Below are 15514 nucleotides of genomic sequence, written 5' to 3'. Positions count from 1 at the left end.
CTTTTGTATGACTACATCAGAATTTATGGTTGCAGGTATGATGAATGAACTTGCTCTTGCATTCCAGGTTTCTGTATCATCCATTGGGTATTTAATTTCAGCTTATGCAGGAGCAATGGTAATAGGAGGCCCCATTTTAACTGCAATCCTCTTACGAATGCGCAGCAAACAAGCATTATTGTTTTTAATGTTCATATTTTTAATTGGTCAATCGCTCGGAGCTATTGCTTGGAACTATGATATTATGATGATTTCACGTATTATAACTGGTATTGCTTCAGCTTCAGCTTTTGGAGTTGCGATTTCCTTTTCTGCGACATTGGTTCACTCTGATTCAAGGGGAAAAGCTGCATCAATTGTACTTGCAGGTTTAATGTTCGCAACTGTATTAGGTTTACCTATAACAACCGTTATTTCGCAATATTTTGGCTGGCGTATTAGTTTTGGGGCTGTTTCTGTTCTTGTGCTAGTATCAGCAATTATGATTCAACGGTTGTTACCATCCTCTTCAAATAAAGAGCAATTAAATTGGAAAGATGAACTTCTGCGATTTAAGAATATTCATCTTTGGGCAGCGTACGTAACAAGTATGTTCATTATTGGTGGTACGTTTGCAGCATTTAGTTATTTCACTCCTATCTTTACAAATGTTACAGGGTTTTCAAGTGCAAGTATTCCATATTTACTTGCTCTCTATGGTAGCGCGACAGTAATTGGGAATATAATAATTGGCAAGTTCGCTGATAAATTTACAATGAAAATACTTATGGGTGGATTAATTATATTAATCATAGCGTTGTCTTTATTTGCTTTAAGTGCAGAGAATAAATACATTGCAGTTATTTCTACGATTTTTATTGGTTTAACTGGTGTAGCATTGAATCCAGCTATGGTTGCGAGGGTGATGAAGACAGCTAGTAATGGAATAATGATAAATACCGTTCATAGTTCTTTTATTACGCTAGGTATTGTTATTGGTTCGTCACTAGGTGGTCTTGGGATCAGTAAAGGATATGGTTTTGTATCTCCTCTATGGATTGGAGCTTGTTTAGCTATCCTTGGGGTAATTTCGTTATTCCCATATTTACATAAAGGAAATGTAGATTAAGAGGTTTAAAATTTCTTTATATGGGGGAGCACCCCATCGCTATCAAGCTAAGAAACACATTCTTCACCAAAAACGATAAAAATGATTAACATGTAAAAAATTAGTTCTGGAACTATTATGATATTTTAACTTAATGAGCATGTATGGTGACCCCTAATTTATTTGATTTGAAAATTTATTTCTATACAGATTACAAAATTGAATTAATGAGAAGATTTAATCAGAATCATTTACAAACTGCACTTTCGGGATAAATAAGTTATTATCTAACAACTGTTATTCATCATCACAAAAAATCCAGTAACTTCATCTGGAGAATAATAAACATCTATAAATTATTGTTAGAAGCTGTCCTTTTTGTATTTATCTTTTATAAATTTCTTCAATACATAGATGTAATTCTCAAGTCGGAGGAAGGCACCTTAGGTGTCTTTTTTCATTATAAAAACCCAAAAGCATTTATGTACTTAAGGGCTTATCCATTAAAAAGTATGGGTATTTGGAATTCCTTAAATTAAGAACAAAGTAGAATTATTCCTAAACTAATTAATAGAGCTGCAGCCAACGCTGGAATTGGTACAGGAATCTCGATACCTTCTACACCTAAGAAGTATTGTCCACTTATTACTTTAAAACAAACTAATTCCTCTTTTCTGCTAGAGTTAATGCGTTATAATATTTAATTAAACTATCTGTATGGCCGGATTTTATATTTTTATAATGTATATTATTTTGCCATTCTTAGAGTCCTTATAGTATCTTTTTTCTCAATATAAGAACTCTAAAAATGTGTTAATATTTTAATACAAATTCCCTTTTGTGCAATGAGATAGTAATACCCAACAAAAAGCCCACCTATTTTAGTAGGTGGGCCTTATCTTTATTACACAATGTCAAATTACACTCTCTTTTGCTCATAAACTTTATTTAATTTGGATTAGTCAACATGTGGCATTATATACATACTAAAAGTATAATTTTTTCCGGAACTCCACATGTAACTTTCATCGATTCTGCTTAACTGGATAATCTTGAGAAAATATTAACAGAATTAAAAAAATAACATTTTTTCAATTTCCTGTAATTATAATTAAAGGTATTCTGTTAGTGTTATACAAATGTATCTGTCGATTTATTCCATGTATGAATCTAGTCTGGCTATCAACAGAATATTCCACACACAATTGAAAAAGGGGGAAAGTTTATGCAAAGAATTTTAAAATTCCTGTTCATGTCCGTTTTTTCTTTGATTTGTGTTTTGTATGTTCAAACGGACTCTTTTGCCGCACCAGCATACGAGGGAGTTGTCAAAATGAAGCAGCCTTCAGGCGAATCTTTTGAGGGCACGTTACATGGAGATGAATGGTTCCATTGGGTAAGTACAAAGGATGGAGATGTACTTTTACAAGATCAGAAGGGGTATTGGAATTACGCGGAGCTTACATTAGATGAACTGAAATCGACGGGGAAAAAATATAAAATTGATAAGAAGCCTTCAATGGCAGTAAATGAGAACAATTTGAACAAATGGATAAAGAATTACAACCCTCAAGCAAAGAAAAAACAGGAGCACATGAATAAATTACAAAAAGAATCACCAAAAAATATTGATGGAACTGTCACTCCAGTTTTAGGAAACAAAAAATTACTTGTTTTGTTAATTGGGTTTACAGATGTTGATATTGCATATAACGATAACGATTGGAGTAACAAATTCTTTTCTACAAATCAAAAGTCAGTTAAGAATTACTATAATGAAGTAAGTAATGGAAAAGTACAGATAACTCCAGCTCCTGAAACATATGGTACTCAAAATGATGGAGTGGTTAAAGTGAAATTAGATTACGCTCATCCGAGTACATCGGGAAAAAGTATGGGTACGGTTATAACAGATGCACTGGCTAAAGCTGATTCTCAAGTGAATTTTGCTAGTCTTGATACTAATAATGATCAAGTCATTGACTCTAAAGATGGCTTCTACATTGTAAGTTTTCTTGCTGGTAATGAACAGGCTAGTGGTGGTCCACTTCCAAATATTTGGGCACATCAGTCATATGCTCCTAATACAAATCACGATGGTGTTACAGTATCAGGCATGTATACAGCGCAGGGGGAAAAGCAATATGGTCATATGGCGACAATTGGTATACCTGCTCATGAGTTAGGTCATTCTTTTGGTCTTCCAGATCTATATGGCGACAATAACCGTGTGGGTAGTCTAAGTATAATGGGGAATGGAGCTTGGAATAGTCTTCCAGGAGAAGAGTATGGAACTACGCCAGATCATATGGATGCTTGGTCCAAGGTAAAACTAGGTTTTGTAACGCCAAATGTAGTAAATACCAGCAACAATTTTACTCTAAATGCGATCCCAAATAACTATAATGTGTTAAAGATTCCTTTAAAGGATAATACGTATTTTTTAGTTGAGAATCGCGCAAAGGTTGGGTATGATGCGAGCTTACCAACTAATTCTGGTGGTATTGCGGTTTGGCATATTGATGAATCCATGAATAATAATTCCAGTGATCCTCATCCTTTCATTGATATAGAACAATCCGTCAGTGAATACCAAGACCCTTTCTATTACACGAATCAAAATCATGCTGCTTCCTTTAGTCCAGACACCAATCCGAATAGTAATACCTACACGGGAGAAAAATCAGGTGTAACGATTACAACGACAAGCACAAGTAATTCGACTATGAATGTAGCGGTCACAACAAAAGAAGCTAGTTTAATTCCGCAGACAAACTGGACGCTAAAATATGTAGATAGCTATAATTGGTACAATTTAGGTACGTATGCCTTTGACGGAAATAAAGACACATTTTGGCATACAAACTGGAGTCCTGTTGCTCCAATGCCACATGAGATTCAAATTGATTTAGGTGCGACCTATAACCTCTCCAAATTCAGCTACCTGCCAAGGCAAGACGGCCAAATAAACGGAACGATTAAGGATTATGAGTTTTACGTAAGTAGTGATGGAGTGAATTGGGGAACAGCTGTATCCATAGGTGCTTTTGCAAATAATACTAATTTGAAAGAAGTCAACTTTGCAAACAAGACAGGTCGTTATATTAGACTACGTGCATTAAGCGAGGTAAACAATAATCCATGGACAAGTGCGGCAGAAATCAATGTATTTGGAGTGGCTCAATAATATATTCATGAGGGTATTTATTTAAATCATTGATATGCTATTTCAAAAGGTTATCATTCGCTGGGGGTTTCATCCAGCCTTTGATAACCTTCTTATTCTGCTAATATGTAAAAGAAAAACATAGATTGTTAAAATTGACTTTCTTAGCTTAGTTTAGCTTAAATGTGAAACTTTTTAAGGTTTATTTTGTATGCAAATCTTTCAATTACCTACACTTGTCCTTTAGAAATAAGAAACAATCTCACCTGAAATTTATTTTATATAAGCTTAGCTTGATAGAGATGGGGCGCGACCCCATGCCCATCAACTTAAGAATTCAGAATTACCCCCAAATGAAAAAATGAGCTTTTTTGCCTTTTATAGCAACGAAGCTGTTTAATGAAAATAAAGTTCTTTTTTATACTATAGAGTTACATAAAAATGAAAGGTGATATTCTCAAATACGAGGGTATCAACTTTTTCCATATAAAGTTATTTAGCAAACGGGGAGAATTAATGGAGGGACATTATGGGGTTATTTGAATTTGAAGAACGATTTAAAAAACAAGTAGAATGCTATGAATTATCTGAGGAACAGTTACAATTTACAGGTAAACCAAAGAAATGTGTAGAATTATCAGAAGGCGATACTGACATACATTCTATATTATTTCTTGCAAATAATGAGCTTATAACATTTTTTGAGCTTCATGAAAATGCAGGCATAAATCCATAATCTAAAAATCCAAAAGCTATGTTATTACGAGCTCTTTCAACGGATTATTATTATCAAGGAAAGGGGCATACCAAACAATCATTATTGTTACTACCTGATTTTGTACGCAAAGAATATCCACATATTAGTGAAATTGTATTGGCTAGCGATAAATGTGAAAAACATTACTGCACAGTTATTATATAAAAAATGTGGTTTTATTGATGAAGATGTACGAAAAATAGGAAAAAAAGGCGCACTTATTATTATGAGCTATTATTTAAAAGAGAGAGTGTGTGAAAGATTTGACAACCGAATTAAAAAGTGTAGTTTAGTATTTTCTAAATAAACTACACTCATTATAAAATATTTATAGACTAAAAAGGGGCTTTTTATGTTACATGATGATCCAAAAAGTATACACTCGCAGTCAGCATCCATCTTTGGATAATTGGCTCTTGATTTCCTGTCTCCTGACGTCCCATCACTTCTATTTCATACTGCTCTAACCAGAATTTAGAAGTCTTTAAAAACTTTAAATCTGCACCAAAAGCTCAATACAATTCGTAAATAATTTGATTATAGAACTATTTTTCTGTGGCGAAATAAAGCAAGGCTATGGCCGGAAAAGTGATTCCTATCCATAGTGTTAGATTCCATCCTCCTAAGGCATATGCCCATCCTCCAATAAAGGATCCAACTGCACCTCCTAAAAAGAAAATAGCCATAAATAGCCCATTTAATCGACTACGAATTTCTGGACTCAACGAGAAAATTAAACGTTGGCTAAGCACAAGGTTTGCAGATACTCCCATATCCAACAGAATTGCAGCAATTACTAAAACAGCTATTCCGATGGGCGAACTACTTCGAATAATAAGTGGTAGTAATAAAGAAATAATAACAACAGTGAGAACTATCCCAGTGGCGGGTCGTGTCCAGCCAAGATCAGCTAGACGACCACCTATTGGAGCGGCTATTGCACCTGTAATTCCGACAAGTGCATATAATGCTATGGCAGTCTGAGAAAAATGAAAAGCAGGACTAGATAATAATAATGGAACAGTGGTCCAGAATAAGCTGAAAGCCCCAAATACACAAGCATGATAAATGGCACGACGGCGTAAAATTGGAGTAGTTCGTAGTAGTTGCCACATTGAATTAAGTAAGGTGGTATAATTTGTTTTTGCCTTTGGTTTCCTAGTAGGGAGTACTTTCGATAATACAAATGCCAAAACAATAATTACAGTAGAAGATAAAGCAAATATTGCATTCCATCCCCACATACCGGCTACTAAACTAGATATCGGTCGCGCAAGCATAATACCTAATAACAGACCACTCATGACGTTGCCAACTACGCGACCGCGTGTATTTTCAGATGAAAGATATGATACAAGAGGTACGAGCACTTGCGCTGCGACCGAACCCAGTCCGATAAAGAATGAAGCAATTAACAACAAGGTTGCGCTTTTTACAAAAACCATAGAAATGAGTGCAAATGCACTTGAAAATAACAATATAAGTATCAATTTTTTATTCTCAACAATATCCCCCAAAGGCACAAGAAATAATAAGCCAACAACATATCCAATTTGAGTTAGCGTTACAATTAATCCAGCGCTACTATTAGAAAGCCCAATTTCATTACTAATTACCCCAATTAAAGGCTGCGCATAATAAAGATTAGCCACGATGATACCACATGCAGTTGCCAGAAGAATGATTAAACCCGATGAAATTTCCTTATCACTTGCTTTATTTTTAAAATTAGACATAAGTATTTCCCCCATATTTTTATTTCAGAATTACCTTGGTGTATTTTGGAACTTAGATAAAGCCATGATTATTACGAGATTCCTTAACAATTAATAAACTGTACGTTCAGTTTATTAATTAACTAAAATATATACTAAACGTTTAGTTTTGTAAATAGGCTATTTTATTTTTTGTTCATATTAAGTATACTAAACGTATAGTTTATGATTCTTGGAAGGAATGATTAATGTGCAAGGTAAAAGAGGTAGACCACGTAATGTCGAAACCCAAAAAGCTATCCTTTCTGCATCTTATGAGTTATTACTGGAAAGTGGCTTTAAAGCAGTCACAGTCGATAAAATTGCAGACCGTGCTAAAGTTAGTAAAGCTACAATTTATAAATGGTGGCCTAATAAGGCTGCTGTAGTAATGGATGGTTTTCTTTTTGCTGCCGCAGCTAGATTGCCTATACCTGACACAGGTTCAGCATTGAATGATATTTTAATTCATGCTACAAGTTTAACCAAATTTTTGATAAGTCGTGAAGGGACTATTATTACTGAGTTAGTTGGTGAAGGACAATTTGATTCAAAGCTGGCAGAGGAATATCGTACTCGATATTTCCAGCCACGTCGCCTGCAAGCAAAACAACTCCTGGAGAAGGGAATTAAAAGGGGCGAATTAAAAGAAAATCTCGATGTTGACTTAAGTATCGATCTCATTTACGGACCAATTTTCTATCGGTTGCTAGTAACCGGTGAAAAGTTGGATGATTCCTATGTGCATGACTTGGTAATAAATGCATTCGAAGGAATACGCTTGAATTGATTAATATTAAAATGAAGATTTAGAAATTCTACTGTCTCTTATGCGAAGGCAATTTATATTAACTTGGTAAATAAAGTATTTAATTTTTAAAAACTGATGTATATGGAGTGGTCTCCCAATACATCAGTTTAAGAATTAAGGGGATGTTAAAAATAATCAAGATAATTACTCTAAATATAACGTCATGCAAACAATTTTCATTATGGGGATAATATAATATCTTAACTTGATAGACATAGGGGAGCACCCCATCACCATCAAACTAATACTTTCATATCTCCCTAAATTAAAATTTTCTTTCTCTACAGATAGCTATTCTGAGAAGTCTCTCATTTTTTCGTTTAGGGGACATTTCTTTTTCTTAAGTTGATGGGTATGTATGGTGATGTCTATTAGACGATAGTGAATTAACAATTTTGGGGGTCAGTTCAATTTTATTCAAAATAAGATTTTTTGCAGTAAAATCAATGTTAGTGGAACTTTTTTAATCAAACTTTTTTCTAAATTAACATAAATACTTGTAATATTTAAATTAGTACTATATAGTTCTAGTTATGACAAAGGTAAAATTAATGAATCAAAGACGTGTGATTGAAGTAGCTGCAACATTATTTTTAGAAAAAGGGTTTGCTTATACAAGTATGGATGAATTAGTACGTGTAAGCAAAGTTTCAAAGTCTAATGTGTATTATCACTTTTCTAATAAGGAAGTATTATTAGAAGCGGTCGTTGATTATTGGATTGAAATGTATCAATCTGCAATTGATGACGTACTTTCTCAGAAGCAATTTTTAGTTGAAGATCGTATCCAACTGTTTTTAAAGCAATTATCACAAGGAGTTCAGTCGAGAGAGTATAAGGGGAGCTGTCCATTTATTACTCTTTATATTCAAAGTCCTAAACAGGCCACGCAAATAAAAGAAAAAATAGGTCTTTTTTTTACAGGATTACAAAAGAAAGTTTCTCTATTACTTAAACAAGGGGTAGAGAATGGAGAATTTAGAAATACGATTCAGATTGATGAGGTTGCATCACTTTTTATTACAAATCTTGAAGGAGCGTTATTTATTTCAGAAACATTGAAGGATGCAACTGTAATCACGAAAACAGCAGATCATTTTTTAAAATTGCTTCGATAAAAGAAGCATTTTTTTTACATCAAATTAGTACTGAGTAGTACTAAAAGGGGGATTTTATATGAGAACAGTATTTTTAACTGGTGGAACAGGCTTTATTGGAAAGCAAATAGTGAAAGAATTAGCCAAAGAGGATGTTAAAATTCTTCTTTTAGTGAGGTCGAAAAGTAAAGCAATACGTCTTTTTCAAGAAAGAGGCATCTTAAAAAAGGAAGTTATGCACTTTATTGAAGGTGATTTGACGAAAATAGATTTAGGTCTAAGTGCTGAAGATAAGGAGAGGGTATTGAAAACGGATGTGATTATTCACGCAGGAGGCCCCATGGATATTCAAGCGACAAGTAAAGAGGCAGCTTCCGTATTTTTAAATGGTGCCAAACATATTAGTGAATTAGCTAAAAGTATTCATCAATTGAAGGGCTTGCAACAATTTATTCATGTTGTAGGTTATATGAGCCCCTTTGATGATAAAAATAGCAAGATTGCAATTGATGTGTTTCAAGAAGGAAATAATTATTTGAAAATAAAAAATCCATATGAGAGAACAAAATTTTTAGCAGATCTTTATATCCGTCAGCAGGCATCAGCAGTAGGTTATCCGCTTTCTGTAATTAATCCGCCAACTGTAGTCGGTAGTAGTAAAACAGGGAGTACAGAGCAGATAGCAGGATTAGGTTTGCTTGTGATGAGTATGCGAAGAGGGCTCATGCCAATGATTCCTGGAGGTAAGGGATATAGGTTACCACTTATTTCAAACGATGAGCTTGCGAAGTTTATTGTGCAGGTTTTCAGATTAGAGCAACCGACTATTCAAACATATACACTTGTTGAAGACAAACAGCACGATCAGAACATTGCTGAGTTATTAAGTATTATGTCAGAAAGTATGAATATGAGGGCACCAAAAATCTCTGTCCCAATGCCATTTATGAAAGCAATTATGAATAGTGGAGTAAGTAAAATAACAAAAATTCCTTCTGATGGACTGAATTTTATTACAAAACGAAAATTTTCAAATGTTTCAGCGAAAAAAATTATGGGAGGAGATTGGTTTAAGGAGACGAGTGTAATGAAATTTTTCCCTGCCGTAGTAGCTGATCTGGATTATCGAATGATGTATCAATATGGCCAGCATAATCATGTATTTAAACGAACATTATGCGATAACAATACCCTTTACCAATTACAAGGAGAGGGTAAACCCTTTATTTTATTACATGGTTTATTGAGTGATGGAGAGGATTTATTTCCTTTAGCACAAGAGCTTCATAAAAAAACTGGTCAACCTGTATGGATCTTGGATCTTCCAGGTTTGGGACGTTCTCCTTTTAAACGAGAGAAAAATCTTCTAGATATCTCTTTGAATGTAGTGAAAAAGTTATTGGAGAAAGCTACGAATGGTGCACATCTAATTGGCCATTCATTCGGTGCGTTTATTCTTCTGGAAGCATTGGTACAAGAGTACATAGATGAGAAGTATGCAATCACTTTACTTCAGCCACCTATTGCTAAAAAAAATGCTAAATCGCTAAATGTTCCTCAATTTATGAACAAATGGACATTAAAACTGGCAACTACTAATTTCATAGAGCGATATTTATTAAGTAATGGTTTGTTTGAAAGTATGGAGAGCATCCCTGAACATTATATTGAAAAAATAAGGAACAGTTTTACTTCTCCTAGAATTTTAAATACTACGGTTCAGCTTAACAGTTTACTACTGAAAAACGATCAAGGTGATTTCAATGAAGTAACAAAGTATAATCTTCACATTATTTGGGGGGAGTATGACAGAGGCTATTCTGCTCCATCGCATCTTGGTAAGGTTGATTTTGTTCCATATGGCCATCATTTTCCTCTTAGCCATCCGAGTGAAACGGCAACATTAGTAATAAAAAATAGTAATACTAGCATATGAGAGTGTGAGATAAATAAAAAGTGTGTAGTAAGATCGTTGTGTCTTTGAAATAAAATCGTACTGTTTGGGGTCCCACCCCAAGCCTATCAAGCTAACATTTTAAAGTGCCCCAAAACAAAAAATTGTACATTTTCACCTAGAGATGCTAATTTTATCGTTTTGGGGCATTTGCTTTTCTTAGGTTGCTCGAATTGGACTAGCAATCGTACCTGTCGAACCGCCAAAAACTGCTAATAATTAAAAAACTTTTTACATAACAATTTAACCCTTTGTAGAAAACTACGAGGGGTTAAATTGTTCAAAGAGTATTCCATTTGAGGTCTAATTAATTTAAGTTCTTAAATGAAAATTTGAGGAAAACATTCACGAACACCAGAATTTCTTAATGAATTAAATAATGCTGCACTGATTCTTAATAGGACGTTGTTATCAGTTCCATCTTCTAAATCGTATATTACAAAGTATGAATTATCGACTGTGAAAATACATTTTCGTTCTAATTTAAATTCAGGTGGTACAGTTGGAAGTGTATCAACTGGTTCAATTACAGGTGTATCTCCTTCATCTCTGATAAAATCGAAAGTTTGCTCGTCAATTTCATAGATATTAACTGGATCAATTTCTACACCTTTATCTGGAATTGTAATTTCATCTTCAACTAATAAGAAAAAGCGTTCGTTTCGAAAGTTAAAAAGAGATCTTGCTCCAATTTCAAATGATGCCATTTTATATTCGCCTCCTTTGCAACTTTTTATTGATTTAAAGTTACATTTATATGGTATGTCAGATTAATAGATTTAGTTACAGCTTGTACTACACAAATTACTAAATTAGAAGTTTTCTCCTATGTCTATCAGGTTAAAATTAAAGAATACCCCAGAACGAAAATCTGGGGATCCCTCCCTCACATGCTTGTTCCCATTAAAAAACTGGATTAGATTAAACCTAGTTGATTTAAACGTGTTTCTTATCCCTTATCTTTCTAATTTATTGATTATTAAAATGTAGACTGATCATTAGGTTTTATATTATAAATAGTTTTTATTAAAATAAAGTATTAGACTCAATAGTAGCTACGCAATTATTATACAGTTAATAAGAACAATTCTGAGAAGATGTACGAAGTAATAAAATGGGAGAGGAATAATTTGAATCAAAATAAACCGATAGAAACAGAAGAAAAAATATCTATCATACAAAAAATGAAAAAATGGGCTAGAAACTTAAAAAAACAACTTCTTGTACTTTATTTGGCATATCGAGATGAAAGAGTCCCTTGGTATGCTAAATTATTTACAATGCTTGTTGTTGCGTATGCTTTTAGTCCTATAGATTTAATCCCAGACTTCATTCCAATCTTGGGGTATCTTGATGATTTGATTCTTGTACCATTAGGTGTATACTTGGCATTAAAACTTATTCCTAAAGAAGTGTTGGAGGATTGTAAAAGAAAGGTAGAGGAAAGACAGACAATAAGCAAACCAAAGAATTGGATAACAGGCATTATTATCATTACTCTCTGGATCCTTGTCTTTGTATGGGCTGTAAAAATTGCAAACCTGATTATTTTCAGGATGGAAGAATAAAGAAAGGTACAGAGTATATACAGCTAGATATGGAGGTATTAATGAGCTCTCTCCAAACAGGACAAACATATGGAATATCCGATGCCTATGTAGGTATGACTGATAAAGTACTAACCCGTGTAATTTTTATAAATTAATATATGTATTATCTTATAAAAAAACTCAGCAGGATTTATTCTGATGAGTTTTTTTGTTTATATAATTTATCAATAATTATTCTTTTTTCTCCGGCTGATAGGAAAGAATAACGACACCTGAACTGGTCGTTCTTGTTTCTATAAGTTTTAATGCTTTTGTATTGTTCTGGTCTTTAAAGAGACGCTTTCCGCTCCCTACGATAACGGGATTGACTATAAAGTGATATTCATCAATGAGGTCATGTTGCATTAATGTTTGTGTAAGATCACTGCTGCCATAGATTAAAAGGTTCTGACCAGGCTGTTCCTTCAGTTTCGATATTTCTTCTACAATATTACCCTTGATAAGATTTGCATTCCATTCGGTTTTTTCCAAAGTTGTTGAAGCAACAAATTTAGGCATGCTGTTCATCTTATCAGCAAAACCTTCTTCATCAGTCATAGAAGGCCAAGCAGCTGCAAAACCTTGATAGGTTACTCGCCCTAGTAGAAGAGCTTCACTTTCAAACAGTAAATTGGATTGAAACTTTGCCACTTCTTCATTGAAGTATGGAGCAGTCCAAGCTGGTTCCTCCATGACACCATCTAGTGAGAGGTACATCGATACAATTATTTGTCCCATTTTGTTCTCCTTTAGTTTTAAATTGAGATTTTTACATATTGGTAACACAATTATTAATTCTTCAGCTAGAGAAATTCTCCCTTTTTAATAGTTTCGACAAAATATATTTATGTGTGTTTCGGAATAAACTAATATATATTAATAACTTTGAAATATTGTATAACTTCTAATTTTTATGCATTATTGATTAGAATTGCTTATTGCGCTAAGGAATCAGGATAGTGTGGCGACCGACTAAATAGTTGCTTAGCCTCAATTATTAGAAGGGAAGTTCTATCATTTCGCGAATTTATTAGACATAGACGAGTGCTATAATTTTCTATATCTACATAAAGAGGTGACTACGCATGAATCAAAGACCGTCAGAAGAAGAATACGCTGGGAACTCCGGCGAATATATCCGTTTGGTGCCGGACGGTAACATCATCGACATTCTGCTCGCCCAGGAAAAGCAAATGACCGAGCTCCTGGCATCGTTGACCGAAAGCCAGGCCGCATATCGGTATGCGGAAGGAAAATGGACACTGAAAGAAGTTGTGGGCCACATTACAGACGCGGAACGCGTCATGACCTACCGCCTGCTCCGGTTCGCAAGAGGGGACCAGACGCCGCTGACCGGTTTCGATCAGGAATTGTTCATGCCTCCTTTCGGAAGCTGGACAATCGCGCAACTGGCCGAAGACTACCAGGCCGTCCGGCAATCAACGATCACATTGCTGCGCGGGCTACCGGCGGAGGCGTGGAACCGCAAGGGCACAGCCAACAACCTAAGCATTACGGCGCGCGCCCTCGCGTACGGCATCGCAGGACACGAACTTCATCACATGGGAGTCATCCGAAACCGGTACTTGAGTTAATCGTCGGCTGAGGCCTTTTGAATGGAACTAACACCTTTCATACAATCTTAGATACCGTTCTTATTGGGGCCCGCCCCCATCGCCATCAAGCTAAGCTTATATAAGTTTAATTTCAAGTGAAATTTTTTCGTTTTTCTAAAGACAAATGTAAGTTCTTTAAAGATTTGCATGCCAAATAAACCCTATCAGGTTTCAGTTTTTTGGATTACGCTACATGACTGTGAGACATAGAAAAGTTGTATACGACGCCTAAGATATCAAAGACTGTTTTCTTCTCATACCTATGGGATTTTCGTCCGTTTTTCTGTAAGAGATTAAACAGACGAAAGAGAATCTTTGTTAATTCTTGGGTGTCTTTTTGTAAAGATTGATAAATAAGTGGAAAATAATCTTTGATGATATAAATTGCTTTATATTCACTTAATTCTCGTTTCTTCTTGATGAGGAGTAATTGGCGCATTTGAAACATGGTGGAGGAACAAAGAAGGATACTTATTAATTGTCCGTATAAGTGACATTCTAGTCGTTCTAATTTTACAGAATTACAGTGATGAATACGAAAAAATGATTTCCATGTTTTAAAAATAAGTTCAATTTGCCAGCGTAAGGAGTAAAAATCGTATACTTGTTCCTTTGGTAGATATTCTAAAGGAATATTTGTAATGTAAAAGTTAATTGCACTAAGCCTCTTACTACGTTCTTTATAGGTAATTTGCTTCTTATGTTCTTTAGATGCTAAATCCTTTTGTCTACGTTTCATTTGTGTTTCAGTTAATTTGTACAGAATGAGTCTTGCAGGAAGTTTTTGATACATTCCAATATAAATTTCAGGAATTTCATATGTTTCACCTGACTGTAATTGGTCAATGAATTGCTCCATATCTAATTGGATGTACTCAGAGTGCTTTTTTATTGTTCCATTTTGAAAGTATTCAGGCTCATTATTCTTTTGATATATACGTGTATTGAGCTTTAATCTTGAAATAAAATAAGCATTACACTCTTCTATAGTATGTAAGTCTTTTAGGTCGAAGTATCCTAAATCACGTATACATATATCGTTTCGGTTGAAGGGACGCTAAACAAGTAGAACCATACGTTTTATCATTGTGCTTTCCCGATCCTACATGAACATGAAGAAATTGACCACTTAGTAAATCATACTCTAGTTGAATTTTCACACCAGCATTTTGACCACTACCACCTGAACCTTGATATATAGAAGTGAATTTATCCGGAATTTGAAAATGTGTAGAATCCAATACACGAATACGTCGAAAATAGTTTGTATACAAAGTTGGAATCTTGTTAGAAGAACAAAATTGTTGGTGAAGTAAATGTGCTAAGAGTTGTTGTAAAAACTGAACAGCCTGAGAATTAAAACGTTGATTGAGTCCTTCTGGACTCATAGAAATGCCTGTGTTAGCTTCTAATCGACTACTTAATTGTACCAATGAAGTATGGGCAATATTTTGACTTAACCAAATACATAGAGCCACTAAATCTTGTGCGCGGTATTTACTTTTTCGTTTAACAAATCCTACATTTTTAGCTAATTGCTCTAAAGCATCAGGTGACATATATCGTTGCAATTCTTTAGAAAACAATTCTAATTCATCAGAAATCGATAAATTCATACTAAAACGCCATCCTTTCCTATGATTCTATAGAAAGAATAGCGTATTTTTTCATTTTAGGGGGAAT

General features: G+C 34.4%; 11 protein-coding genes and 3 pseudogenes. 9 read left to right on the top strand and 5 right to left on the bottom strand.

Annotation, left to right across the window (positions count from 1 at the left end):
- Nucleotides 1-7 precede the first annotated feature (7 nt).
- The 3 genes from ACQGSG_RS15020 to ACQGSG_RS15010 all read left to right on the top strand — a co-directional run bounded on the left by ACQGSG_RS15020 (nucleotide 8) and on the right by ACQGSG_RS15010 (nucleotide 4989).
- Complete coding sequence (locus ACQGSG_RS15020) at nucleotides 8-1108, top strand: MFS transporter (RefSeq protein ID WP_097863134.1); 1101 nt, start codon at nucleotides 8-10, stop codon at nucleotides 1106-1108.
- 1204 nt (nucleotides 1109-2312) lie between these two features.
- Nucleotides 2313-4274 (top strand): M6 family metalloprotease domain-containing protein, encoded by a 1962-nt coding sequence (locus tag ACQGSG_RS15015; RefSeq protein ID WP_061654901.1) that lies wholly within the window; start codon nucleotides 2313-2315, stop codon nucleotides 4272-4274.
- Between the two features lie 508 nt (nucleotides 4275-4782).
- Nucleotides 4783-4989: a hypothetical protein gene (locus tag ACQGSG_RS15010; RefSeq protein ID WP_061654900.1), complete on the top strand. Its 207-nt coding sequence runs from the start codon at nucleotides 4783-4785 to the stop codon at nucleotides 4987-4989.
- A 386-nt stretch (nucleotides 4990-5375) separates the two neighbouring features.
- On the opposite strand, the pseudogene ACQGSG_RS15005 reads toward ACQGSG_RS15010, so the two are convergent.
- Together ACQGSG_RS15005 and ACQGSG_RS15000 are read right to left on the bottom strand one after the other, a co-directional pair.
- Nucleotides 5376-5522: pseudogene (locus ACQGSG_RS15005) on the bottom strand (VOC family protein); the annotation flags it as partial.
- A gap of 33 nt (nucleotides 5523-5555) precedes the next feature.
- The gene (locus ACQGSG_RS15000; RefSeq protein WP_000064501.1) at nucleotides 5556-6746 is read right to left on the bottom strand and encodes an MFS transporter; all 1191 of its coding nucleotides are present in this window, start codon (nucleotides 6744-6746) and stop codon (nucleotides 5556-5558) included.
- 220 nt (nucleotides 6747-6966) lie between these two features.
- Here ACQGSG_RS15000 and ACQGSG_RS14995 point away from each other — a divergent pair, with 220 nt between their 5' ends.
- The 3 genes from ACQGSG_RS14995 (at nucleotide 6967) to ACQGSG_RS14985 (ending at nucleotide 10608) form a co-directional block, all read left to right on the top strand.
- Nucleotides 6967-7554, top strand: a complete 588-nt coding sequence (locus ACQGSG_RS14995) for a TetR/AcrR family transcriptional regulator (protein ID WP_002062846.1) — start codon at nucleotides 6967-6969, stop codon at nucleotides 7552-7554.
- Between the two features lie 572 nt (nucleotides 7555-8126).
- A complete protein-coding gene (locus ACQGSG_RS14990) occupies nucleotides 8127-8693 on the top strand; it encodes a TetR/AcrR family transcriptional regulator (protein WP_141532400.1) in 567 nt (188 codons plus the stop codon).
- Nucleotides 8694-8751: 58 nt separating this feature from the next.
- Nucleotides 8752-10608: an alpha/beta fold hydrolase gene (locus tag ACQGSG_RS14985; protein WP_098280366.1), complete on the top strand. Its 1857-nt coding sequence runs from the start codon at nucleotides 8752-8754 to the stop codon at nucleotides 10606-10608.
- Between the two features lie 338 nt (nucleotides 10609-10946).
- On the opposite strand, the gene ACQGSG_RS14980 is transcribed toward ACQGSG_RS14985, so the two are convergent.
- Nucleotides 10947-11333 (bottom strand): hypothetical protein, encoded by a 387-nt coding sequence (locus tag ACQGSG_RS14980; RefSeq protein WP_000135751.1) that lies wholly within the window; start codon nucleotides 11331-11333, stop codon nucleotides 10947-10949.
- Nucleotides 11334-11756: 423 nt separating this feature from the next.
- On the opposite strand from ACQGSG_RS14980, the gene ACQGSG_RS14975 reads away from it, so the two are divergent.
- Nucleotides 11757-12194 carry a YkvA family protein gene (locus tag ACQGSG_RS14975; RefSeq protein ID WP_001075128.1) on the top strand — a complete coding sequence of 146 codons (438 nt, stop codon included), beginning with the start codon at nucleotides 11757-11759 and terminating at the stop codon, nucleotides 12192-12194.
- Nucleotides 12155-12319, top strand: a pseudogene (locus tag ACQGSG_RS14970) (IS4 family transposase); the annotation flags it as partial. The gene ACQGSG_RS14975 and the pseudogene ACQGSG_RS14970, both read left to right, overlap by 40 nt.
- An 88-nt stretch (nucleotides 12320-12407) precedes the next feature.
- On the opposite strand, the gene ACQGSG_RS14965 reads toward ACQGSG_RS14970, so the two are convergent.
- Nucleotides 12408-12953 (bottom strand): dihydrofolate reductase family protein, encoded by a 546-nt coding sequence (locus tag ACQGSG_RS14965; RefSeq protein WP_097842523.1) that lies wholly within the window; start codon nucleotides 12951-12953, stop codon nucleotides 12408-12410.
- 347 nt (nucleotides 12954-13300) lie between these two features.
- On the opposite strand from ACQGSG_RS14965, the gene ACQGSG_RS14960 reads away from it, so the two are divergent.
- Nucleotides 13301-13810, top strand: a complete 510-nt coding sequence (locus ACQGSG_RS14960; protein ID WP_097842522.1) for a DinB family protein — start codon at nucleotides 13301-13303, stop codon at nucleotides 13808-13810.
- A 205-nt stretch (nucleotides 13811-14015) separates the two neighbouring features.
- Here the strand turns inward: ACQGSG_RS14960 and ACQGSG_RS14955 are convergent.
- A pseudogene (locus ACQGSG_RS14955) lies at nucleotides 14016-15447 on the bottom strand (IS4 family transposase).
- Nucleotides 15448-15514: the final 67 nt, after the last annotated feature.

The sequence above is a fragment of the Bacillus sp. GMa5/1 genome (assembly GCF_050172015.1).
Taxonomy (GTDB): Bacteria; Bacillota; Bacilli; order Bacillales; family Bacillaceae_G; genus Bacillus_A; species Bacillus_A cereus.
Note: the sequence above shows the minus strand (reverse complement) of the source record. Positions and strands in the feature narration are given on the sequence as shown.